Source organism: Kaistia defluvii (assembly GCF_040548815.1).
GTDB lineage: Bacteria > Pseudomonadota > Alphaproteobacteria > Rhizobiales > Kaistiaceae > Kaistia > Kaistia defluvii_A.
Map to the genome: position 1 here is coordinate 507,507 of NZ_JBEPSM010000003.1, position 21,631 is coordinate 529,137.

Consider the following 21,631-nt stretch of genomic DNA (forward strand, 5'->3'; position numbering starts at 1 on the left):
CACGTCAACGCCGATCCGGTTCCCGTGACGGCGGCGGGGAATGCGTCAGCTGACCGCGATCAGGAACGGCACGCGGTGCCGGCGGCCCTGCCGGTCAAGCTGGGTCAGCCGCTCGCGATTGGAGATCACCGAACGGCGCAGGTGCCGCTCCAGCGCCCGTTGCGCCTCGGCCGTCCGGCCGGCCAGAAGGTGCTCGAACACCTCCAGATGCTCGCCCAGCATCACCTCGATCTCGTCAGTGTCGCGATGGCGTTGAAACGTCTCGTGCATGGCGATCAGCGGCAGCTGGCTGCGACGAATGGCGTCGCGCAGCTGGCTGTTGCCGCAGCGCAGAACGGTTTCGACATGCAGGTCGTTTTCCAGCCGCTCCAGCCGGGCCGGGGTGCGCCTGCCAGCCTGCACGCGGCGGATCCGCTCGTGCCGGGCGCGCAGCTCGGCCGGATCGAGATGCGGCAGAGCCTGCTCCAGCGCGATCGGCTCCAGCAGCCAGCGTACCTCGAAATGCTCGTGCAGCAATTCCGGCGTCAGCGGCCCGGCATACCAGCGCTGGTTCTTGTCCTGCGTGACCAGCCCGGCGCGATCGAGCCCGGTCAGCACCTCATGCGCCACGGTGCGGCTGACGCCGTAATGGTCGGCGAGCAGGCTTTCGTTCAGATGGAAGCGGCCATAGGGGAGGCAGCAGGCGACGATGTGCTCGACCTCGGGGTAGATGGTGGCGCGGCGATTGCGCGTGCGCGGCTCGATCATCCGCGCATCGGGCAGGGTCAGCCCGGCCTCGATCAGGTCGAGGCGCAGCGGCGGCGCGCCGGCGTCTTCGCCGATCATCAGCCCGCGTCCGCCGAAGCGGACGACCAGGCCCTCATCCTCCAGCCGGCGGAGCGCGGCGCCGGCCGGGATGCGGCTCGACTGGAAGGCCCGCGCCAGCGCCGTTTCGCCGATGACCAGGCCGCGCGGCAGCCGCGCTTCGACGATGTGCCGCCGCAGCACGCGGTAGATCACCTCGTAGAGCGGCAGCTCCATGTCTTCCGGTTCAGCCATCGCCGACATTGGCGCGCCCTCCCGGCCCGTCCTGCGACGCGGCGGCGTGGGCCGGCACGGGCGATCGTCCGGCGCGGCCAGCGTGCCGCCGGTCAGACACGCGCCGCCTCGGGCGCCGGGCTTGTCTGGTGCGCTTGGCCTGGCTCGGCGCTGCCGGCGTGGATCAGCGCCATGATTTCGCGGCTCATCGGCTCGTAGCGGCGCGAATTCTCGATCGTGCCGGCAATGGCGAAATCGCGCATCACCAGAATGCGGTCGGCCAGCGTGATCATCTCCGGCATGTCGCTGGAGACCAGCAGCACGGAAAGCCCCTCGCGGGTGATCTCGCCAATCAGCTCGTGGATCGCGGTCTTGGTCTTGATGTCGATGCCGACCGTCGGCTCGTCGATGATCAGGATCTCGACGCCGGCTGCCAGCCATTTGGCGATCGACACCTTCTGCTGGTTGCCGCCCGAGAGCTTGCCGACGGCCTGCTCGATCGACGGCGTCTTCACCTCGAGCTTGTCGACCAGCGGATGGACCAGCTTGCGCTCCGTCGCGCGGGTGATCAGGCCGAGACTGGAGGCGATGCGCCGCCAGACGGTGATCGCGACATTCGAGCGGATCGGATGGGTGAGGATCAGCCCTTCCGCCTTGCGGTCCTCGGAGATGTAGCCGAGGCGGTGGCGGCGGATGGCGGTCGGAACGTCGGGGATCGTGACCGGCTTGCCATGCAGGCGCAGCTCGCCCGAAACGACCTTGCCGTCGCCGATCAGCGCCCGCGCCAGCTCGGTGCGGCCGGCGCCGACCAGGCCATAAAGGCCGAGGATCTCGCCCTTGTGCAGCTGGAAGCTGACGTTCTTGTGGCCGAAGGAGGTGGCGATGTTGGTCGCCTCCATCACGGTCTGCGAGCGGTCGGCGCTCCGCGTCCCCATCTCGGCGACGCGCTCCTCGCGGCCGATCATGGCCGAGACGATCTTGCCGCGGTTCATCGCCGAAATCGGCTCGCCGGCGGCGGCGATCTTGCCGTCGCGCAGCACGGTGACGCGATCGGAGATCGCCATCACCTCTTCAAGCTTGTGGCTGACGAAGACGATCGCCTTGCCTTCGTCGCGCAGGCGGCGGACGACGGCGAACAGCGCATCGGCCTCATGACCGGTGATCGAGGCGGTCGGCTCGTCGAGGAGCAGCACCTGCGCTTCCAGCGACAGCGCCTTGGCGATCTCGACGATCTGCATCTGCGCCACCGAGAGATGGCGGACCTCGGTGCGGGTGTCGATCGTCGGATCGATCAGGTCGAGGAATTTTCGCGCTTCGGCATGCACGCGGTCGAAGTCGATGACGCCGTTCCGGGTCGGCGGCCGCTCGATCATGATGTTCTCGCCGACCGTGAAGCGCGGGATCAGGTTGCGCTCCTGGTGCACGGCCGAGATGCCGGCGGCGATGGCATCGCGTGGCGAGGTGAAGTCGACCGGCTTGCCGTCGACCAGAAGCCGGCCACGATCCGGCCGGTAGAGGCCGGTGATGATCTTGATCAGCGTCGACTTGCCGGCGCCGTTCTCGCCCATCAGCGCGTGGGTTTCGCCGGGCAGGATCTCGAACGAGACGTCGTCGAGCGCGGTGACGCCGGGAAAATCCTTGCCGATGCCTTCTATGGTGAGACGCATGGTCAGGCGCCTCCCGCGCGGACGGCGCGCAGCCGGTTGAGGCCGACGGCGGCGAGGATCAGCGCGCCGAGCAGGAACTGCACCCAGTAGGGGTCGACCTTGGCCAGCACCATGCCGTTCTGGATGATGACGATCAGTACGACGGCGAGCGCGGTGGCGGCGACCGAGATATGGCCGCCGGTCAGCGCCGCGCCACCGATGATCGGGGCGGCGAAGGACATCAGCAGCCAGTCGACGCCGATGGTCGGCTGGGCGGAACCCAGCTGCGCCACGGCGAGGATGGCGGCGGCGGCGGCGAGCAGGCCGGACAGCGTATGCGCCATGACGATGACGCGGTCGCGCGGGATGCCGGAAAGCTCGGCCGCCTGTGGGTTGCCGCCGACGGCGAGCAATTGCCGGCCCGGCACGGTGCGGGCCAGGAAGAAGGCGAGTGCGATGGCGATCAGCACGGGTGGCAGCAGCAGATAGGGCAGGGCCGAGATGCGCCCGGTGCCGAAGGCGACGAAGCCGGCCGGCAGATTGTAGAACGGGATCGACTCGGTGATGCCCAGATTGATGCCGGTGAAGGCGGAAGCGGTCGCGAGCGTGATGATGAAGCCGTTGATGCCGGTGCGGACCGTCAGCAGGCCGTTGAGCAGGCCGCCCGCGGCGCCGATGGCGAGGCCGCAGAGAACAGCCACGGGAACCGGGAAGCCCCATTTCTCCATCATGCCGCCGACCGCGATGGCGACGAGCCCGCCCAGCGCGCCGACCGAAAGGTTCATCTGGCCGACGGCGAGCGTCAGCATCTGCGCAAAGGCGACGATCAGCACGACGCAGAACGAGCGCAGCATCACATAGAGGTTGAACTCGGTCAGGAAGGCCGGCGACAGGGCGGCGAGCGCCACCAGGCCGATGACGATCGCCACCGCCAGCGCCGACCATTCATTGGCGAGGAAGCGCTGGCCGAAGCTCATGTTGCGGGTGAGGGTGCTCATGCGCGGCGTCCCGAATTGCGGCGGCCCAAACTACGGCGTTCGGCATAGACGCTGCGATAGCGGTCGAGCATGACGGCGGCGAGCAGGATCAGTCCGAGGAAGAGCTGGAGCCAGAAATTGCCGATCTGCATGACCAGCAGACCCGAGCGGATGGTGGTGACGAGGAAGGCGCCGAGGATGGTGCCGACGACGGAGACATAGCCGCCGGCGAGCAGCGTGCCGCCCAGCACCGGCGCGAGGAAGGAGGGCAGCAGCCAGTCCTGCCCGATCGACGGCATGGCGGCGCCGAGCCGGAAGACCAGCATCAGGCCGGCCGAGGCGGCGAGCGCGCCGGACAGCGTATGCGCGATGATGATGGCGCGGCCGACCGGTACGCCGGAAAGCTCGGCGGCGCGGGCATTGGCGCCGGCGGCCAGGATCTCGCGGCCCAGCGCCGTGAAGCGGAACAGCACGATCAGCGCGGCGCCGAGGCCGAGCGCGACGAACAGCAGCGGCGACAGGAAGCCCCAGCGCATGCGCCCGAAGGCGGCGATTTCCGGCGGCAGCGCGTTGAAGGTCTGCGCCTTGGAAAGGATCAGCATGCCGCCCAGGAACAGGCTGGCGCTGGCAAGCGTGATGATGAAGGAATTGACGCCGGAGCGGACGATGACGAAGCCGTTCAGCCAGCCGAGAAAGGCGCCGAGCAGCAGCGCCAGCGCCATGGCGACGGGAATCGGCAGGCCGATGGTCTGCATCAGATAGCCGGACGCCATCACCGCGCAGACGCCGATCGAGCCGATGGCGAGGTTCATGCCGCCGGTCGCGAGCACCACCATGGTCGAGAAGCCGATGACGACGTCGACCGCCAGCGAGCGCGACAGCGCGAACAGGTTGAAGGTCGAGACGAAGCCGGGGGCGAGGCTGGTGAACAGCACCCAGAACAGCAGGATGATGGCCGCGAGGCCGATCAGGTTCGACTGTTCCGCCAGAAAGGACGGCCGAGCGCGGGAATCGGATGGGACGGAAAGGGTCATGGTGAAGCCATGTGAGAGGTAATCCGGTCGGCGAGGCGCCTTACGCGGATGATCTTGCTTCACCTCTCCCTGAGGGAGAGGTCGGAGCGTAGCTCCGGGTGAGGGTTTACGGCCTCACCGGATGGTTTCCTAAACCCTCACCCGCCGGCTTCGCCGTCGACCTCTCCCTCAGGGAGAGGTGAAGGGGCGTTTTGGCGTCAGGGTTGGAAGCCGGGCGGTTCGTATCGCCGCCCGGCCGCCATCAGGCCCGCTTACTTGCAGGTCAGATACTTGTCCTTGAAGGTGGACTGGATCTCGGCGGTGATCTTCTTCAGATCGTCCTTGTAGGTCGCGGCGTTGTCGTTCGAGATCAGCAGCGTGCCCGAGTCGATGAAATGCTCGGTCTGCGGCGTCTTGATCCACGGCGCATCGGCCTTGACTGTGCAGGTGCCGCTGGCGATCAGGTCGAGCACATAGGCGCCGACATAGCCCTGGCCATAGGGGTTCTGCGCCATCGTGCCGGCGACGAAGCCGTCCTTGATGCCGTCGAGAACGATCTGGTCATCGTCGATGCCGACCAGCTTGATGCGCTTGTCGCCGAGATTGCGCAGCGACTTGGCCGCGACCACGGACGGGATGTAGGCGGTCGAGATCAGGCCGTCGATTTCGTCCTTCTGGGCGCCGAGCAGGGCGTTGATCTTCTGGTCGGCGGCTTCCTGCGCATCGGTATCGGTGATGTGCTGGACGATGGTGACCGCGCCGTTGGTTTCCTTCACGGCCTTCTCGACCGCGTCCATGCGCAGCTTGGTGTTCGGGTCGACCAGCAGGCCGGCCAGATGCACGATCTTGCCCTTGCCGTTCATCGACTTGATGAGCGCCTGGGTGCCGAGATAGGCCGAGTTGAACACGTCGGTGCCGAGGCAGAACGACATCTTGGTCGGGTCCTGCGCGCAGCCGGCGAGCGCCGCGGCCGGAATGTTGTTGGCGGTGAGTTCCTCGACCGTCTGGTTGATGCCGACGGCATCGCCCGGGAAGATGCCGAAGGCGGTGTAGCCCTGGCTGACCAGGCTTTCGACCAGCTCGGTCTGCAGGTTCAGCTTCCACTCGGCCGGAACCTTGAAGTCGACGGCGGCGATGCCGAAGTCCTTCGCCGCGTCCTTGCCGGCCTGTTCCCAGGGCGCGAAATAGGGATGAGGCCCGCCCGGAATGAGCGCGATCTTGTTGTCGGATGCGTGGGCGGCGCCTGCGGCAAGTCCGAACAGGGCGGCGGCAAGCATCGGCAGGGCGCGCGAGCGCGCGCCACGGTGGCGTAGATTCATGGTGTCCTCCCTCAGCGACTGACGCGGCCTGCTCCACCAGTCCACGTTCGCGACGGCGATGTAACCACAAACGCATATCGCGTGCAATATGCGGTGCCGCTGTCCCGCCTCTCCTGCGCGATCGAATCAGGCAAAAACAAAAATGGCCCCGCCCCTGGGGTTCAGGGCGGGGCCGTATTGGGGGGTCAGAAGTCAGTCTGTCTTGTCAACTCCGACGGCCGGGGATGGTTCCCCGGCCGCGTTTGCGTCAAGCTTTCACGCGTCGGATCAATCGGCCGGGCCGGCATCCGGACCGCCATCGGCCGGTCCGCCATCCGCCGGGCCGCCTTCATCCGGGGCCGGGCCCGCGGGGCCGCCCATGTCGTCGTCGCCCATCGGGCCGCCGGGACCGCGCATGTGGTCGCCGCCCATCGGGCCGCCACGGTCATGCGGGCCATGGCCATGCGGGCCGTGGCCGGGGCCACGATCGCGGCCGGGACCGCGCGGGCCCATCGGCGGGCCGAAGCGAAGGTCGGCATTGGCCAGCTTGTCCAGCTGCTCGGGGGTCAGCTTGGCCTTGAGGGCATCGATCGCCTTCGACAGGTCGGCTGCCTTGGCGGCGCGGTCGGTGACGTTCCGGATCAGGCGTTCTTCGCGGGCGAAGGCCTGCGGAGCGGGCTTGGGCGCCGGAGCGGGCTGCGCATCCGTGGTGCCGGCTGCCGGCGGGGCCGGAGGTGCGGGCGGCGCCGGGGGAGCCGGCGGCTGGAACATGGCGAGCAGCGCGTTGGTATAGTCGCGCCAGGCGTCATGCTGGTCGGCGCGGATGCCGATCAGGGTTTCCACGGTGCTGAGGTTCTGGGCGAGCCACATCTGCATGCGCTCGCCGCGCGGACCGCGAGGACCATGGCCACGCATATCGCCGTGACGGCCTTCATGCATGCCGCGCATCATGGGGCGGTCGCCCCTTTCGGTCGCGGCGGGGGCGTCAGGCTTGGCGAAGGCCGGCGCGACGGCAACCGCCGAGACGCTGGCGAGGGACAGGATCGTGAGGGCTGCGAGAGTACGCTTCATAGAAATCTCCAATGGCTTACGCTGGGCACGATCCGAAGCTAGGAGCGGGCTGTTTCCCCGGTAGGTCGTTTCGTGTCGGAGCATGTCCGCGATCAACGATTTCGTTGCGAAATGTTTCCCGGGGCCGCTTTGAGACGTTCGGTTACGAAAAAGCCGAGCCCCGACGCCGTCGAGCGGGTAGAGCTTGGCCTGGTTCCGCGCCGCGCCAACTCCCGCCGGCCTCCTTCAGACAGGTTTCAAGAGGCCCAGCGCCGCAATGTCCAACCCGCCGCACATCCTCGTCGTCGATGACGACCTCGAAATCCGCCGGCTTCTCGGCCGCTATCTCGACGGGCAGGGCCTGCGCGTGACGCTGGCGGCCGACAAGCGCGAGCTGGAGGACAAGCTCGCCACGCAGCATATCGACCTGATCGTGCTCGACGTGATGCTGCCGGACGGATCCGGCCTCGACATCTGCCGCCAGCTGCGCGACCGCCGCCCGCCGATCCCGATCATCCTGCTGACGGCGCTGAAGGAAGATGTCGACCGCATCATCGGGCTGGAGATCGGCGCCGACGACTATCTCGGCAAGCCCTTCAACCCGCGCGAATTGCTGGCGCGCATCCGTGCCGTGCTGCGCCGCTCGGCCGAGGTGGTCGAGGCGGCTCCGCTTGCGGCCAGCTACCGCTTTGCCGGTTTCGTCGCCGCGCCCGAGACGCGCACCGTGGTGGATCCCGACGGCGCCGAGATCGCGCTGACCGGCGCCGAATTCGACCTGCTGATCGTCTTCCTCGACCGACCCGGCCGCGTGCTGTCGCGCGAGCAGCTGCTCGACCTCACCCAGGGCCGCGAGGCCGACCCGCTCGACCGCTCGATCGACGTGCTGATGAGCCGTCTGCGCCGCAAGCTGGGCGATGACGGCAAGTTCAACATCTTCAAGACGGTGCGCAATGGCGGCTACCAGCTGGCGGTCAAGGTCGAGACGGAGGGGCCGGCTTGAATTCGCTTCGCCTCAAGATCGGCCTGCTCGTCATCGGCGCCATCGTCGCCGTGGTAGGGCTGGCCACGCTGGTCGCGGTGAGCGTCATCGGCGAGCCCGGCCCCGGGCGGATGCTGGGCCCGACAGCGATCCAGATCGACCTGATCGCCCAGCTCGTCGAGCGCCATCCGGAGGATTTTCGCGACGGCCAGGTCGTGCCCGGAACCGGGCATGGTCGCGATCTCGGCATCCGCATCCGCGAGAGACCGGCGCGGGGGCCGGTGCATGAAGAGCTGACGCGGGCGTTGCGCGATGTGCTCGACCATACCGGCCATCCACGCGACGTGATCGTCACCCAGCCGCGGCCGCATGCGCCGGCGCTGGTCTCGATCCCGATCAGCGACCTTGGCTATATCGCCGTGCCGCTTTCCAATTCGCCGCCGGCGCGCGCCGGCTGGATCGTGCTGATCGGCTGGATGCTGGCGATCATCCTGGGCGCGGCCGTCATCGCGCTGGTGATCGCCAACCGGCTGACCAAGCCGCTGCAGATGATCGAGGCGGCGATCGCCTCGGTCGGCGCGGACGGCGTGCTGCCGGCGCTGCCGGAAACCGGTTCTGCCGAAACGCGCGCCACGGCCGGCGCGCTCAACCGCCTCTCGGCCCGGTTGAAAAGCGCCATGGAGAGCCGGATGCGCCTGGTCGCGGCCGCCGGCCATGATCTGCGCACGCCGATGACGCGGATGCGGCTCCGCGCCGAATTCCTCGACGACGACGAACGGCAGAACTGGCTGAACGATCTCGACGAACTCGACCGCATTGCCGACAGCGCCATCCGTCTCGTGCGCGAGGAGGTGGAGGAGGGCGACCGCGATCCCGTCAAGCTCGACGAACTCGTCCGTCGGCTGGCAACGGAACTGGCGGTGCAGGGCCATGACATCGAGGTCGGCCCGCTCGACGCCGTGGCGGTTGCCGCCGCGCCGCTGGCGCTGACGCGGGCGCTGCGCAATCTGATGATCAATGCCGCGACCCATGGCGGCGGCGGCACGATCAGCGTCACGCGCCAGGGCGAGACCGCGATGATTCGCATCGTCGACCGGGGCCCGGGCATTCCGCCCGAGATGATCGAGCGCGCCTTCGAGCCGTTTTTCCGGGTCGATCCAGCGCGCCGCCAGTCGGTGCCCGGCGCCGGCCTCGGCCTTGCGATCGCCAAGGAAATCGTCGAACGCCTGGGCGGGCGCATCCTGATCCGTAATGGCGAGGGCGGTGGCCTGGTGCAGGAAATCAGCCTGCCGCGTGTCGAACTCCCGGCCGAACCAGCCGGGCCTGCCTAGCTTGTTGCAACCCCTTCATGCGGCTGTGCTACCGTTCGCGCGAAACCACGCCTGAACGGAAAAATCACGTGACCCTTTCGATCGAAGACCGCACCGCCCGCTTCACCCTGGCGCAGGAAATCGCGCGCGAGGCCGGTGCGCTGGCGCTCGGCTATTTCGAGCGCCTCTCGACGCTGGCCGTCGAATTCAAGCATGGCGGCCAGGACGTCGTCAGCATTGCCGATCGCGAGGTCGAGGTGCTGATCCGCGCCCGCATCGCCGAGGCGTTTCCGGACGATGGCGTGCTCGGCGAAGAGGATGGCCTGGTCGAGGGCAAGTCCGGCGTGCTCTGGGTGGTCGACCCGATCGACGGCACCAGCCCGTTCCTGAACGGCCTGTCGCACTGGTGCGTGTCGATCGCGGTGGCGGTCGAAGGCGAGGCCGAGATCGGCGTCATCTACGCGCCGGTCAGCGACGAGTTCTTCGCCGGCGCCAAGGGCCTCGGGGCTTTCCTGAACGACGCGCCGATCGCGGTCGCGCCCGCCCGCGCCATCGAGGACGGCCTGCTCGGCTTCGGCAGCAACCACCGCATTCCGCCGGAAGATGTCGGCCGCTTCGTCACCGCGCTGCTGGAAGCCGGCGGCATGTTCTACCGCAATGGCTCGGGCGCGCTGATGCTGGCTTATGTCGCCTGCGGCCGGCTGGTCGGCTATTACGAGCAGCACATCAATTCGTGGGATTGCCTGGCCGGCCTTTGCCTGATCCAGGAAGCCGGCGGCTGGCACAATGATTTCCTGTCCGGCGACGGCATGCTGCAAGGCAACCGCATCGCCGCCGGCGCGCCGCAGATGAAGTCCGGCCTTGTCGCCCTGCTGGAACGCGTCGGCGCCTCGACCGAGACGATCGTCTGATCTCGCTTCAGAAAGACCCTCACCCCAGCCCTCTCCCGCGCGCGGGAGAGGGGGTAGGCTGGCGCCCTGAATAGAACTCTGCGCCATCCCGGGCGATCGCCAGTCACACACTCCGCCGTCATCCCTGCGAAAGCAGGGATCCATTCAACTGGAGCCTTGAGCACGCAAGCCTCCCGATGCCTCGGCCGCATGGATCCCTGCTTTCGCAGGGATGACGGGCGAGGTTGGGCGTTTGGCCAGAGCCATCGGCTGACTCCGCCCAAAACCCTCGCCCTCTCCGGATGGGTCCCTAACCTCTCACCCGCCGGCTACGCCGTCGACCTCTCCCTCGGGAGAGGTGAGAAAGTGAGGCGACCTAAACCCCAGGCCCCGACGCCTCGCGCAGGTAGCGGACGGGGCGTTCCGGGGCGAGCGCCAGGGCGGCGCGGACGATCGCCTGGGCGTCGATGCCGTGGTGGCGATAGAGATCGGCGATCGTGCCGGTCTGGCCGAAGTGCTCGACGCCGAGCGAGCGGGTGCGGTGGCCGCCGACCGAGCCGAGCCAGCCCAAGGTCGCCGGATGGCCATCCAGGACCGTGACCAGCGAGCAATGATGCGGCAGGTCCGCGAACAGCCTTTCGACATGCGACTGCGCATGGACGAGGCCGCGCTCGCGGGCGCGGCCGGCCGCCGTCCAGCCGGCGTTGAGGCGGTCGGCCGAGGTGATGGCGAGCAGGCCGATGTCGCGCCGGTCTTCGGCGAGCAGCCCCGTTGCCTCGATCGCCTCGGGCGCCACCGCGCCGGTATAGGCGATGACCACCTCCGCGTTCGGCCCGGGCTTGCGCAGCCAATAGGCGCCGTCGACGATCGCGCGCGACAGCTCCTCGTCTATTGCGCGGACCGGCTGTTCGAGCGGCCGCGTCGACAGGCGCAGATAGATCGAGCCGCCGGTCTGGTCGCGCAGCCAGGTGCGCTCGTCCGGGTCGCCGTCGCCATTCCTCTGGATGTAGTCGAAGCCGAAGCGGAGGATTGTGGCGAGTTCGTCGACAAAGGCCGGCTCGAAGGCGGCGAGGCCGTCCTGCGCCATGCCGATCAGCGGCGTGCCGATCGACTGGTGTGCGCCGCCTTCCGGCGCCAGCGTGATGCCGGACGGCGTGGCGACGAGGATGAAGCGGGCGTCCTGGTAGCAGGCATAGTTGAGCGCGTCGGCGCCGCGATAGATGAACGGGTCGTAGAGCGTGCCGATCGGCAGCAGCCGTTCGCCATTGATGGAGTGGCTGAGCCCCAGCGCCGAGAGCATCAGGAACAGGTTCATCTCGGCGATGCCGAGTTCCAGATGCTGGCCTTCGGGCGAGAATTCCCAGTTGAAGGTCGAGGGAATGCGCTCCGACTTGAAGGTGTCGGCCATGCTTTTAAGCGCGAACAGGCCGCGCCGGTTGACCCAGGGGCCGAGATTGGTCGAGACGGTGACATCAGGCGAGGTCGTGACGATGCGGTTGGCAAAATCACTGTCGTCGCGTGAAATTTCGTTCAGGATCTGGCCGAAGCCCGCCTGGGTCGAGAGCTCCTTGCCGCCGACGCCGGGGGTCGGCAGCACGGCGGGCACGTCGATATGCGGCGAGACGGCAGCCTTCTCGCGCTTGTTGAACGGCACGGCGTCGAGGAAAGCCTGAAGCTTTTCCGGCGCTTCGGAAAGGCCCTCGAAATTCTCCCATTCATGCCCCGGGCGGACGTTCATCGCGATGCGGAAGGCGTCCATCTGGGTCGGGTTCATCAGGCCCGCATGATTGTCCTTGTGACCGGCGAGCGGCAGGCCGAAACCCTTGATCGTATAGGCGATGAAGCAGGTTGGCCGGTCATGCGTGCCCGCCTTGGCGAAGGCGTCGAGCAGCGTCGGCAGATCATGGCCGGCGAGGTTGGTCATCAGCCGGGCGAGTTCCTCGTCCGAGCGCGATTCGACCAGTTTCGTCACCGGTCCCTGGTCGCCGATCTCGTCGAGAAGGCGCTTGCGCCAGGACGCGCCGCCCTGGAAGCAGAGGGCGGAATAGAGCTGGTTCGGGCAGTGGTCGATCCAGTCGCGCAGGCGTTCGCCGCCCGGCTCCTGGAAGGCGGCTTCGAGCAGCACGCCGTATTTCAGCACAACGACGTCCCAGCCAAAATTCTGGAAGATCGCTTCGAAACGCTGCCAGAGTCCTTCGCGGACGACAGCGTCGAGGCTCTGGCGGTTGTAGTCGACGATCCACCAGGTATTGCGCAGGCCGTGCTTCCAGCCTTCGAGCAGCGCCTCGAAGATGTTGCCCTCGTCCATCTCGGCGTCGCCGACCAGCGCGATCATGCGCCCTTCGGGGTGCTCGCCGCTCCAGCCCTTGGCGCGGACATAATCCTGCACCAGTGAGGAAAACAGCGTCTGCGCCACGCCGAGGCCGACCGAGCCGGTCGAGAAGTCGACGCCGTCAATGTCCTTGGTGCGGGACGGGTAGCTCTGGGCGCCCTTGTAGGCGCGGAAATTCTCCAGCTTTTCGCGCGTCTGGCGGCCGAGCAGATACTGGATGGCGTGGAAGATCGGGCTCGCATGCGGCTTGACCGCGACGCGGTCCTGCGGGCGCAGCACGTCGAGATAAAGTGCCGTCATGATCGTGGCGAGCGACGCCGAAGAGGCCTGGTGGCCGCCCACCTTGATCCCCTCCGCATTGTCGCGCAGGTGGTTGGCGTTGTGGATGGTCCACGCCGCCAGCCAGAGGATCTTCTTTTCCAGCTCCGCCAGCAGGGCGAGGCGGTCCGGAGACGGCGAAGACGGGGCGGGCGCGGTCGGCATGGACGATCCTCCATCGAACAATCAATCAAGAATGAACCGGGCGCGACGCCCGGTCCAGCATCGTGTCGCCTACTGCAAACCGCACGAACCTCATCCTGAGGCGCCCGGCGCAGCCGGGCCTCGAAGGAGGATCCAGACGGCGCCTTGCTTCCGTCTGGATCGGCGCTCGCAGGGGAGCTTCGCTGGACCCTCCTTCGAGGCTTCGCTCACGCGAAGCACCTCAGGATGATGGGGAGCGGAATGGCGGATCGCAGGTTCGGAAAGAGGCGAGAGTCGGGTTCCATCCCTGCAGATCCTTGCCTCAGCCGATGCGCGTACCGGTCGCGGTATCGAACAGGTGGATGCGGTCGACCGGGAACGAGACGCTGACCGTATCGCCGCGCACGGCGACGCCGCGCTCCAGCGAGAAGGCCTTGACGTCCTCGCCGAAGGCGCTGGCGTGCAGGATGGTGCCGAAGCCGGTCGGCTCGACCAGCGAGATCAGCGCCTGGATGCCTTCGAGCCCGGTCTTGCCGACCAGCACATGCTCCGGGCGGATGCCGAGCGTCACCTTGGTGCCGTCGGCGGTCGGGGCCGGGCCGGCGAGCGGCACGACGACGCCTTGTCCCAGCTCGACCGTGCCGCCATTGGCGGCCCGATAGATTCCCTCGAACATGTTCATGGCCGGCGAGCCCATGAAGCCGGCGACGAACAGATTTGCAGGGCGGTCATAGAGATCGAGCGGGCTGCCGACCTGCTGCACGAGGCCGGCATTCATCGCGACGATGCGGTCGGCCAGCGTCATGGCTTCGATCTGGTCATGGGTGACGTAGATCGAGGTGGCGCCGAGGTCCTGGTGCAGCTTCTTGATCTCGCCACGCATGTGCTCGCGCAAGCGGGCATCGAGGTTGGAGAGCGGCTCGTCGAACAGGAACGCCTTGGGCGAGCGCACGATGGCGCGGCCCATGGCGACGCGCTGGCGCTGGCCGCCGGAGAGCGCCTTGGGGCGACGCTCCATCAGCGGCGTCAGGCTGAGCTTGGTGGCAGCGCCCGAAATGGCGGCGGCGATCTTCTCCTTCGCCGTCTTCCGAAGCCTAAGGCTGTAGCTCATGTTGTCCGCGACCGTCATATGCGGATAGAGCGCATAGGACTGGAACACCATGGCGATGTCGCGGTCCTTCGGGTCGAGGTCGTTGACGACCTTGCCGCCGATGCGGATCTCGCCGGAGGAAATGTCCTCAAGCCCGGCGATCATCCGCAGCAGGGTGGACTTGCCGCAGCCGGACGGGCCGACCAGCACGACGAACTCGCCGTCCTTGATGGTCAGGTCGACGCCATGCAGGATCTTGGTGCTGCCATAGGCCTTGCGGACGTCGGTGATATCGATGGATGCCATTGCGAACTCCGTCAGCCCTTGACCGCGCCGGCCGTGAGGCCCTGCACGAGGTAGCGCTGGATGAGAAGGAAGAAGATACAGGCGGGGATCAGCGCGAGCACGCCGGCTGCCATCATCTGTCCGAAATCGACCGAGAATTTCGAGACGAAGCTGAGCAGCCCGACCGGGAAGGTGCTGGCGTCGACGCCGGAGATCAGCATCAGCGCGAACAGCAGTTCGCTCCATGCCGCCGTGAAGACGAAGCCCAGCGTCGCCGCCATGCCCGGCAGCGTCAGCGGCAGGATGATCTGCCGGAACGCCATGAAGCGGGTGGCGCCGTCGATCATCGCGGCTTCCTCGAGATCCTTCGGGATGCCGTCGAAGAAGGACTGCATCAGGAAGGTCGCGAACGGCACGTTGAAGGCGACATAGACCAGCACCAGGCCGGAGAGGCTGTTGGTGAGCCCGAGCGGCGACAGCATCTTGAAGATCGGCGCGATCAGCATCACCAGCGGGAACATCTGCGTCAGCAGCATCAGCCCGACGATCCAGAACTTGCCGCGGAAGGTAAAGCGCGACAGCGCATAGCCGCCGATCGAGGACAGGATGGTGACGATGAATGCCGTCGAGACGGACACGATCATCGAATTGCGGAAGAACAGCGGGAAGTCGCTGTGCTCCAGCACGAAGGTGAAATGGTCGAGCGTCGCCCGCGACGGCCACATCCGGACGCCCTCGGAATAGAGGAGGTCGTTCGGCGTCACCGAGACCTTGACCAGCCAGTAGAGCGGGAACAGGGCGAAGGCGACATAGACGAGGATGGCCGCCCGGTGGGCGAGGGTCATGCCAAGGCGCTTGGGTCGGATCATGGTCTAGCGTTCCTTGAGCAGCGTCTGGCGCAGGAACACGATCAGCAACGAATAGATCATCAGCAGCATCAGGAGGACCAATGCGATTGCCGAGGCGTAGCCGAAATCGAGCCTGCGGAAGGCCTGGGTGAAGATGTAGCTGGCGACGATCTGCGTCTTGTCGGCCGGGCCGCCATTGGTCATCACGACGATCAGATCGGCGAAATTGGCGATCCAGATCGTGCGCAGCATGACGGTGATGGCGATGGTCGGCGCCAGGAAGGGCAGGGTGATCGAGCGGAAGCGCTGGAACGGCGTGGCGCCGTCGATGGCGGCGGCCTCATAGAGGTCGCGCGGGATCGACTGCAGGGCGGCCAGCAGCGTGATGGCAAAGAACGGGATGCCCCACCAGACATTGGCGACGATCGGGCCCCACATGGCGAGATCCGGATTGGACAGGATGTTGTCCGGCGCGCTCATCAGGCCGAGGCCGTACAGCCAATGCGGAATCGGGCCGACGACGGGGTTGAACATCCAGGCCCAGTTCAGGCCGGAGAGGAAGCTCGGCACGGCCCAGGGCAGGAAGCAGAGCGCCTGGGCGAGGCCGCGGCCATAAAAGGGCTTGTCGAGCAGCAGCGCCAGGATCAGGCCGAAGGCGAACTGCAGGGCGACCGAATAGCCCGTCCAGTAGACGGTGTTCTTCAGCGCCAGCCAGAAGGTCTTGTCCTTGGCGATGGCGCGGAAATGGTCGAGGCCGATGAAGCCGCCCGAGAACGGGTCGAGCAGCGTCATGTCGCGGAAGGCATAGGAGATGCCGATCGCGAGCGGCACCAGCATCACCGTGACGATCAGGATCAGGGCCGGGGCGGAATAGAGATAGGGCTCGCTCGCATTGGCGAGCCGCCGCAAGAACGGTCGTCGATCTCGCCCATATGGGGCGCTCACGGCCTCTGTCATCGGAAGTCGATCCCTTTGGTCTCTTCGCAGCCTGCTGGACCTCTCTTGGGCGGAGGTCGCAGTCGCGGAATTGGGTTTCGGGAGGCGCTTTTTGCGCCGGCGAGGGGCGTCCCCTCCCGCAACCGTCTCTGCCGGGTGCCGGCCCTCCCGATGGGGGAGGGCCGGTCCGACGGTGGCCCGGGCCGAAGCGCGGGCGCAGCTAGAACGTCGCAGCCAATCTTACTTGGTGGCGAGGAACTTCTGCTGGCTCTTGGTCAGGTAGTCGGCCCACTGCTGGCCGAGCTCTTCCGGCGTGATCTCGCCGAGCAGCGCCTGCTGGCTCGACTTGATGACCAGCGAGTCCTTGAAGAAGGCGAACTCGGGCAGGTAGGTCGGCATCACGGTCGGGACGACGTCCTTGTCCGAAAGCTCGGCGAACCAGCCCTTGAACTGCTCGCTGGCATAGAAGGGGTCGGTCTCGGCCGACTTGCGGGCCGGGAGAGCGCCCGTCTTCTTGTTCCAGGCGATGTTGCCTTCCTTGCCCTCAAGGGCAGCGAGCAGCTTCCAGGACGCTTCCTTGTCTTGGCTCGTCGAGAACATCGACCAGCCGGCATAGCCGATGGTCGGGAAGGTCTTGCCGTTCTCGCCCTTCGGCATGGTCATGATGCCGTAGTCTTCCGGCTTCATCCGCTCGGCGATGGCGATCAGCGCGTCCGGGTCCTGGTCGAGCATCGCGCAGGTGCCGGAGTAGAAGCCGGCGACGATCTCGTTGAAGCCCCAGTTGACGCTGTCCTTCGGGGCCAGGCCGTTCTTGTACATGTCGGTGACGAAGGTCAGACCCTTGATCCAGCCGGCATCGGCGAAGGTCGAGGTGCCGTCTTCCTTGAAGAAGGTGTTGTCGCCATTGGCGATCGCGCCGAACATGACCCAGCCGTTCAGGCCGCCGGGGCCGCCGCGCAGGCAGTAGCCCGACTTGCCCGGCAGCGCCGAGACCTTCTTGGCGGCTTCCTCGAACTCGACCAGCGTCTTCGGAATTTCCGTTACGCCGGCCTGTTCGAACAGCTTCTTGTTGTAGAACATCGCGCGCAGATAGAAGCCGTAAGGCAGCATGTAGGCGGTGTCCTTGACCGAGCGGCCGAGCTCCAGCGCGCGGTCGTTCAGGTCGGAAGCCTCATCCCACTTGGCGATGTAGGGCTCGAGGTTTTCGAGCATGCCGCGATTGGCATAGAGCGAGAGCCAGGTGTCCGGCATCTCCATGACGTCGGGCGTCTCGCCGGCGGCGACCATGGTCGCGAACTTCTCGAAGGCCTGGCCCCAGGGCAGCGAGATGATCTCGACCGTGGTGCCGGGGTTGGCGGCCTCGAAGGTCTTGACGATGCCCTTGAGCGTCTCGGTGCGCTCCGGGCTGGTGATCACTTCGACCAGCTTCAGCTTGGTATCGGCAAGCGCCGAACCGGCGAGCAGCGCCGTCATGACGGCGGCTGCGGCGATCTTCTTGAACATTATGGTCTCCCTCTTCTTGTTAACTGCAGTGCTTACGCTCGCCGGGCGGATTCGATGGCCGCGGCGAGATCGTTCCAGAGCGCGTCGGCCCCCTCGAGGCCGACATGCAGACGAACCATGTTGGCGCTAACGCCGAAGTCGATTGCCGAATTGGGGCCGGCGGCCTGGACGCGGACGACCTGCGCCGGCACCACGAGGCTTTCATGCCCGCCCCAGCTGACGCCGATCTTGAACAGGCCGAGCGCGTCGGTGAACCTGGCGATGTCGACGGCGCCCTCGCGGAAGGTGAACGAGAACAGGCCCGACGTGCCGGAAAGGCCGGCCGGCAGCGCGTTGCCGAGGCCGGGATGCTCGACCGAGGCGACGGCGTCGTGGTCGAGCAGGCGGCGCGCGACATGCAGCGCGGCCGCTTCATGCGCCTTCATGCGGATCGGCAGGGTGCGCAGGCCGCGGATCAGCAGCCAGGCGTCGAAGGGCGACAGCTTGCCGCCGAGATAGGGCAGCGTGCCGGAGCGGATCTTGCCGATCAGTTCCTTGGAGCCGACGACGATGCCGGCGACGACGTCGCTGTGGCCGCCGAGATATTTGGATGCCGAATGCAGGACGAGGTCGACGCCGAGCTTGATCGGCTGCTGGAACACGGGCGAGGCCCAGCTGTTGTCGATCGCGGTCAGGACGCCGTGGCGCCTGGCCATGGCCGCCAGCGCCTGGACGTCATGCGTCTCCATCGTCCAGCTGGTCGGGCTCTCCATGTAGAAGAGCGTGGCGCCCGGCAGGGCTGCCTCGACCGCCGCCTCGTCGCGGCCGTCGACATAGGTGACGGAAACGCCGTAGCGCGCGAGCAGCGTTTCGAACAGGCGGTAGGCGTCGGGATAGACGTGGCGCACGCAGACGACGCGGTCGCCCGGCTTGACGAAGGTGATCACGGTCGACGAGATCGCCGCCATGCCGCTGCCGAAGGCGAGGCCGTCCTCGGCGCCTTCCATGGCCGCGACCTTCTCCTCGAAGATGCGCACGGTCGGGTTCAGGCCGCGGCTGTAGGTCGGGCGAACCTTGAGGCCCTTATAGGTCTCCTCCATCTCGGCATAGGACGAGAAGGTGAAGAGCGAGGTCTGCACGATCGGCGGCACCACCGCGTCATAGGCGTTGACGTCGTCATGGGCGGCGATGAGGGACGCGTGGTCGAAGGCCGCGGTGAAGTCGTTCATTTCGATACCTTGTGCATGGTCTGGGCGGTGTCCTGCGACATCTCCCGGATGTCTTCCTCGACGATCTCCAGGATCGTCAGGGTCTCTCTGCGGGCGCGGTCGGCGTCCTGGGCCGCGATCGCCTCGAACAGCGTGCGGTGGAAGGGAAAGGAACGGCCGGCAAAGTCCGGCCGGTCGAAGGGCTTGGTCCAGAAGCGCTCGAAGGCCTCGCGCATCTGCTCCAGCAACTGCCCGAACATCGGATTGTGCGAGGCGTCATAGACGGAGAGATGGAAGGCGAGGTCGTACTTGCCCGAGGTGCCCTCGGCGAGATGGACCTTCTCCATCGCCTCGAGCTTTTCCTCGATGATGTCGAGATCGGCCTGGGTCCGCCGCAGCGCCGCCAGCGCACCGGCCTCCGCCTCCAGCCCGCGCCGGATGTCGAGCGTCGCCAGCAGGCCCTCGCGCAGCGTGCCGGCATCGATCGAGAGCGGCATGTGGATGGTGTCGGAGGAGATGCCGCGCAGCAGATAGGTGCCGCTGCCTTTTCGCGATTCGACGACGCCGAGCGCCTGGAACTGGCGGATCACCTCGCGCACCGTCGAGCGGCCGACGGCCAGCGACTGCATCAGCTCGCGCTCGGTCGGCAGGCGCTCTCCCGGCTTCAGGTTGGACTGCGCGATATAGTCGGCCAACGCCTTCATGACGGTGCCGGCGCGGTCGGAGGCGGGCAGCGGCGACAGGCCGGGAACGGAAAGCGTCATGCCGGCACCGCCTGCGGCGCAAGGCTCTCGGCATCAACAACCCGGCTCGTCTGGATCACGCGCTCATCCCGTTGCCACGCCCGAAGGCTTCCCAAAATTGGTCTGACATCTGATCATTTCTACAATGCTGTCATTTCGTCAAGGGCAGGATTTTCGGCAGCTTGATGCCTGTTTGGGCAGGGGCATGGGTCGCACAACCCTGCGGTGCCGGCCGGCGGGGGCACAAAATTCCGGCCAAGCCGGCAAAGCTGTCTGATTCTGCGGCTTCTGGCGGGGGCCGTGACCTGCTAGCCTCGTTTCGCGCATGTTGCGCTGGGCGGACGAGCATGAGCGACAAGCCGGACCTTCAGATCACGCCGACGCGCTTCGAGATGGAGGTCGACGGCCATGTTGCCTTCATCCTCTACCGGATGCAGGGCGACGTCATCGAACTGGTGCACACCGAGGTGCCGGCCGAACTCGGCGGCCGCGGCATCGGCACGCAGCTGGTGCGCGCCGTGCTCGACAACATCCGCGCCCGCGGCGCCAAGCTGCACCCGCTCTGCCCCTTCGTGCACGCCTATATCGCGCGCCATCCCGAATATGCCGATCTCGTCACCGACTGAATCCAGCTGACCGGAGACACGCATGCCATCCTTCGATGCCATCATCATCGGCACCGGCCAGGCCGGGTCGCCGCTTGCCGGCCGGCTGACAGAGGCCGGCATGAAAGTCGCCATCATCGAGCGCAACCTTTTCGGCGGCACCTGCGTCAACACCGGCTGCACCCCGACCAAGACGCTCGTCGCCAGCGCCAAGACGGCGCAGATGGCGCGCCGTGCGGCCGATTACGGCGTCCTCCTCGACGGCCCGGTCAAAATCGACATGAAGAAGGTCAAGGCGCGCGCCGACAGCGTCTCCGGTGCGTCGCGCGACGGCATCGGAACCTGGCTCGACGGCATGGCCAACTGCACCGTCTATCGCGGCCACGCCCGCTTCCTGGATGCCAGGCGCGTGCAGGTCGGGGACGACGTGCTCTCGGCCGACAAGATCTTCATCAATGTCGGCGGCCGCGCCACCCTGCCGGAGATTCCGGGGCTCGCCTCCGTGCCCCACCTCACTAACAGCACGATCCTCGACCTCGATGTCGTTCCCGATCACCTGCTGATCATTGGCGGCAGCTATATCGGGCTGGAATTCGCGCAGATCTATCGCCGCTTCGGGGCCAAGGTGACGGTGTTCGAAACCGGACCCCACCTGATTCGCCGCGAGGACGAGGATATTTCGCGCGCGGTGGCGGAGATCCTGACCGCCGAGGGGATCGACATCGTCACCGGCGCCGCCAACCTCTCGGTCAGCCGGGCGACCAACGGTTCCGGCAGCATCGCGCTCAGCCATGACGGCCCGAACGGGCTGCAGGCCGTCGGCGGTTCGCACCTGCTCGTCGCCACAGGCCGCCGTCCCAACACCGATGATCTCGACGCGGAAAAGGCCGGGATCGCGCTCGACGCGCATGGCTACATCATCGTCGACGACGCGCTCCGCACCAATGTCGACGGCATCTGGGCGATGGGCGATTGCAACGGCAAGGGCGCCTTCACCCACACCGCCTATAACGACTTCGAGATCGTCGCCGCCAACCTGCTCGACAACGACCCGCGCCGCGTCAGCGACCGCATCCCGGTCTATGCGCTTTATATCGATCCGCCGCTCGGCCGCGTCGGGCTGACCGAGACCGAGGCGAAGAAGACCGGCCGGAATATCGTGGTTTCGACCCGGCCGATGGCCCGCGTCAGCCGGGCGATTGAAAAGGGCGAAACGCAGGGTTTCATGAAGATTGTCGCCGACGCCGACAGCGGCGAGATTCTCGGCGCGGCGCTGCTTGGAACCGGCTGCGACGAGGTTGTGCATTCGCTGATCGACGTCATGTATGCCAAGCGCCCGTATGAACAAGTTCGTCGCGGTGTCCACATTCACCCGACGGTTTCGGAACTGCTTCCGACCATGATGGCCGAGTTCCACCCGGCCTGACGTCACCGTCGCCACCCTTTCCCAGGGTTGCAGA

The 21,631-nt window shown here is 66.8% G+C and carries 19 protein-coding genes; 6 read left to right on the forward strand and 13 right to left on the reverse strand.

Annotation, left to right across the window (positions count from 1 at the left end; translation table 11 throughout):
- Positions 1-45 precede the first annotated feature (45 nt).
- The 6 genes from ABIE08_RS19270 to ABIE08_RS19295 form a co-directional block, all read right to left on the reverse strand.
- Positions 46-1,047 carry a GntR family transcriptional regulator gene (locus ABIE08_RS19270; protein WP_354553455.1) on the reverse strand — a complete coding sequence of 334 codons (1,002 nt, stop codon included), beginning with the start codon at positions 1,045-1,047 and terminating at the stop codon, positions 46-48.
- An 83-nt stretch (positions 1,048-1,130) separates the two neighbouring features.
- The gene (locus ABIE08_RS19275; protein ID WP_354553456.1) at positions 1,131-2,684 is read right to left on the reverse strand and encodes a sugar ABC transporter ATP-binding protein; all 1,554 of its coding nucleotides are present in this window, start codon (positions 2,682-2,684) and stop codon (positions 1,131-1,133) included.
- A gap of 2 nt (positions 2,685-2,686) precedes the next feature.
- Positions 2,687-3,661, reverse strand: a complete 975-nt coding sequence (locus tag ABIE08_RS19280) for an ABC transporter permease (protein ID WP_354553457.1) — start codon at positions 3,659-3,661, stop codon at positions 2,687-2,689.
- A complete protein-coding gene (locus ABIE08_RS19285; protein WP_354553458.1) occupies positions 3,658-4,674 on the reverse strand; it encodes an ABC transporter permease in 1,017 nt (338 codons plus the stop codon). The genes ABIE08_RS19280 and ABIE08_RS19285 overlap by 4 nt, the downstream gene beginning before the upstream one ends.
- 251 nt (positions 4,675-4,925) lie before the next feature.
- Positions 4,926-5,972 (reverse strand): substrate-binding domain-containing protein, encoded by a 1,047-nt coding sequence (locus ABIE08_RS19290; RefSeq protein WP_354553459.1) that lies wholly within the window; start codon positions 5,970-5,972, stop codon positions 4,926-4,928.
- Between the two features lie 267 nt (positions 5,973-6,239).
- Complete coding sequence (locus ABIE08_RS19295) at positions 6,240-7,022, reverse strand: hypothetical protein (RefSeq protein ID WP_354553460.1); 783 nt, start codon at positions 7,020-7,022, stop codon at positions 6,240-6,242.
- 256 nt (positions 7,023-7,278) lie between these two features.
- On the opposite strand from ABIE08_RS19295, the gene ABIE08_RS19300 reads away from it, so the two are divergent.
- Genes ABIE08_RS19300 through ABIE08_RS19310 form a run of 3 tightly spaced genes read left to right on the forward strand, consistent with a single transcriptional unit; the run spans position 7,279 to position 10,201 of the window.
- Positions 7,279-8,001 (forward strand): response regulator, encoded by a 723-nt coding sequence (locus tag ABIE08_RS19300; protein WP_354553461.1) that lies wholly within the window; start codon positions 7,279-7,281, stop codon positions 7,999-8,001.
- Positions 7,998-9,311: an ATP-binding protein gene (locus tag ABIE08_RS19305; protein WP_354553462.1), complete on the forward strand. Its 1,314-nt coding sequence runs from the start codon at positions 7,998-8,000 to the stop codon at positions 9,309-9,311. The genes ABIE08_RS19300 and ABIE08_RS19305 overlap by 4 nt, the downstream gene beginning before the upstream one ends.
- A gap of 17 nt (positions 9,312-9,328) precedes the next feature.
- Complete coding sequence (locus tag ABIE08_RS19310) at positions 9,329-10,201, forward strand: inositol monophosphatase family protein (protein ID WP_436409578.1); 873 nt, start codon at positions 9,329-9,331, stop codon at positions 10,199-10,201.
- Positions 10,202-10,556: 355 nt separating this feature from the next.
- Here ABIE08_RS19310 and ABIE08_RS19315 read toward each other — a convergent pair whose 3' ends face one another.
- The 5 genes from ABIE08_RS19315 to ABIE08_RS19335 all read right to left on the reverse strand — a co-directional run bounded on the left by ABIE08_RS19315 (position 10,557) and on the right by ABIE08_RS19335 (position 17,636).
- Complete coding sequence (locus tag ABIE08_RS19315; RefSeq protein WP_354553464.1) at positions 10,557-12,995, reverse strand: transketolase-like TK C-terminal-containing protein; 2,439 nt, start codon at positions 12,993-12,995, stop codon at positions 10,557-10,559.
- A 301-nt stretch (positions 12,996-13,296) separates the two neighbouring features.
- A complete protein-coding gene (locus tag ABIE08_RS19320) occupies positions 13,297-14,370 on the reverse strand; it encodes an ABC transporter ATP-binding protein (protein WP_354553465.1) in 1,074 nt (357 codons plus the stop codon).
- A gap of 11 nt (positions 14,371-14,381) precedes the next feature.
- The gene (locus ABIE08_RS19325; protein WP_354553466.1) at positions 14,382-15,218 is read right to left on the reverse strand and encodes a carbohydrate ABC transporter permease; all 837 of its coding nucleotides are present in this window, start codon (positions 15,216-15,218) and stop codon (positions 14,382-14,384) included.
- A 3-nt stretch (positions 15,219-15,221) separates the two neighbouring features.
- Positions 15,222-16,154 carry a carbohydrate ABC transporter permease gene (locus ABIE08_RS19330; RefSeq protein ID WP_354553467.1) on the reverse strand — a complete coding sequence of 311 codons (933 nt, stop codon included), beginning with the start codon at positions 16,152-16,154 and terminating at the stop codon, positions 15,222-15,224.
- 219 nt (positions 16,155-16,373) lie between these two features.
- A complete protein-coding gene (locus ABIE08_RS19335) occupies positions 16,374-17,636 on the reverse strand; it encodes an ABC transporter substrate-binding protein (protein WP_354553468.1) in 1,263 nt (420 codons plus the stop codon).
- Here ABIE08_RS19335 and ABIE08_RS19340 point away from each other — a divergent pair.
- Positions 17,542-17,766 (forward strand): MMPL family transporter, encoded by a 225-nt coding sequence (locus ABIE08_RS19340; RefSeq protein WP_354553469.1) that lies wholly within the window; start codon positions 17,542-17,544, stop codon positions 17,764-17,766. The two genes, ABIE08_RS19335 and ABIE08_RS19340, sit on opposite strands and share 95 nt — an antisense overlap.
- Here the strand turns inward: ABIE08_RS19340 and ABIE08_RS19345 are convergent.
- Positions 17,669-18,844: a PLP-dependent transferase gene (locus ABIE08_RS19345; protein WP_354553470.1), complete on the reverse strand. Its 1,176-nt coding sequence runs from the start codon at positions 18,842-18,844 to the stop codon at positions 17,669-17,671. The two genes, ABIE08_RS19340 and ABIE08_RS19345, sit on opposite strands and share 98 nt — an antisense overlap.
- Positions 18,841-19,587: a FadR/GntR family transcriptional regulator gene (locus ABIE08_RS19350; protein WP_354553471.1), complete on the reverse strand. Its 747-nt coding sequence runs from the start codon at positions 19,585-19,587 to the stop codon at positions 18,841-18,843. Before ABIE08_RS19350 ends, ABIE08_RS19345 begins: the two co-directional genes overlap by 4 nt.
- Positions 19,588-19,913: 326 nt before the next feature.
- On the opposite strand from ABIE08_RS19350, the gene ABIE08_RS19355 reads away from it, so the two are divergent.
- Positions 19,914-20,192, forward strand: coding sequence for a GNAT family N-acetyltransferase (locus ABIE08_RS19355; RefSeq protein WP_354553472.1), 279 nt, complete (start codon positions 19,914-19,916; stop codon positions 20,190-20,192).
- A 22-nt stretch (positions 20,193-20,214) separates the two neighbouring features.
- Positions 20,215-21,597, forward strand: a complete 1,383-nt coding sequence (locus ABIE08_RS19360) for an FAD-containing oxidoreductase (protein ID WP_354553473.1) — start codon at positions 20,215-20,217, stop codon at positions 21,595-21,597.
- Positions 21,598-21,631: the final 34 nt, after the last annotated feature.

Excerpts from the sequence above, each read along its gene's own strand:
- ABIE08_RS19300 (WP_354553461.1), top strand. The coding sequence starts at position 7,279 with ATGTCCAACCCGCCGCACATCCTCGTCGTCGATGACGACCTCGAAATC.
- ABIE08_RS19355 (WP_354553472.1), top strand. The coding sequence starts at position 19,914 with ATGAGCGACAAGCCGGACCTTCAGATCACGCCGACGCGCTTCGAGATG.
- ABIE08_RS19270 (WP_354553455.1), bottom strand. The coding sequence starts at position 1,047 with ATGTCGGCGATGGCTGAACCGGAAGACATGGAGCTGCCGCTCTACGAG.
- ABIE08_RS19280 (WP_354553457.1), bottom strand. The coding sequence starts at position 3,661 with ATGAGCACCCTCACCCGCAACATGAGCTTCGGCCAGCGCTTCCTCGCC.
- ABIE08_RS19345 (WP_354553470.1), bottom strand. The coding sequence starts at position 18,844 with ATGAACGACTTCACCGCGGCCTTCGACCACGCGTCCCTCATCGCCGCC.
- ABIE08_RS19290 (WP_354553459.1), bottom strand. The coding sequence starts at position 5,972 with ATGAATCTACGCCACCGTGGCGCGCGCTCGCGCGCCCTGCCGATGCTT.
- ABIE08_RS19295 (WP_354553460.1), bottom strand. The coding sequence starts at position 7,022 with ATGAAGCGTACTCTCGCAGCCCTCACGATCCTGTCCCTCGCCAGCGTC.
- ABIE08_RS19275 (WP_354553456.1), bottom strand. The coding sequence starts at position 2,684 with ATGCGTCTCACCATAGAAGGCATCGGCAAGGATTTTCCCGGCGTCACC.
- ABIE08_RS19335 (WP_354553468.1), bottom strand. The coding sequence starts at position 17,636 with ATGTTCAAGAAGATCGCCGCAGCCGCCGTCATGACGGCGCTGCTCGCC.
- ABIE08_RS19310 (WP_436409578.1), top strand. The coding sequence starts at position 9,329 with ATGCGGCTGTGCTACCGTTCGCGCGAAACCACGCCTGAACGGAAAAAT.
- ABIE08_RS19315 (WP_354553464.1), bottom strand. The coding sequence starts at position 12,995 with ATGCCGACCGCGCCCGCCCCGTCTTCGCCGTCTCCGGACCGCCTCGCC.
- ABIE08_RS19330 (WP_354553467.1), bottom strand. The coding sequence starts at position 16,154 with ATGACAGAGGCCGTGAGCGCCCCATATGGGCGAGATCGACGACCGTTC.
- ABIE08_RS19285 (WP_354553458.1), bottom strand. The coding sequence starts at position 4,674 with ATGACCCTTTCCGTCCCATCCGATTCCCGCGCTCGGCCGTCCTTTCTG.
- ABIE08_RS19320 (WP_354553465.1), bottom strand. The coding sequence starts at position 14,370 with ATGGCATCCATCGATATCACCGACGTCCGCAAGGCCTATGGCAGCACC.
- ABIE08_RS19350 (WP_354553471.1), bottom strand. The coding sequence starts at position 19,587 with ATGACGCTTTCCGTTCCCGGCCTGTCGCCGCTGCCCGCCTCCGACCGC.
- ABIE08_RS19360 (WP_354553473.1), top strand. The coding sequence starts at position 20,215 with ATGCCATCCTTCGATGCCATCATCATCGGCACCGGCCAGGCCGGGTCG.
- ABIE08_RS19325 (WP_354553466.1), bottom strand. The coding sequence starts at position 15,218 with ATGATCCGACCCAAGCGCCTTGGCATGACCCTCGCCCACCGGGCGGCC.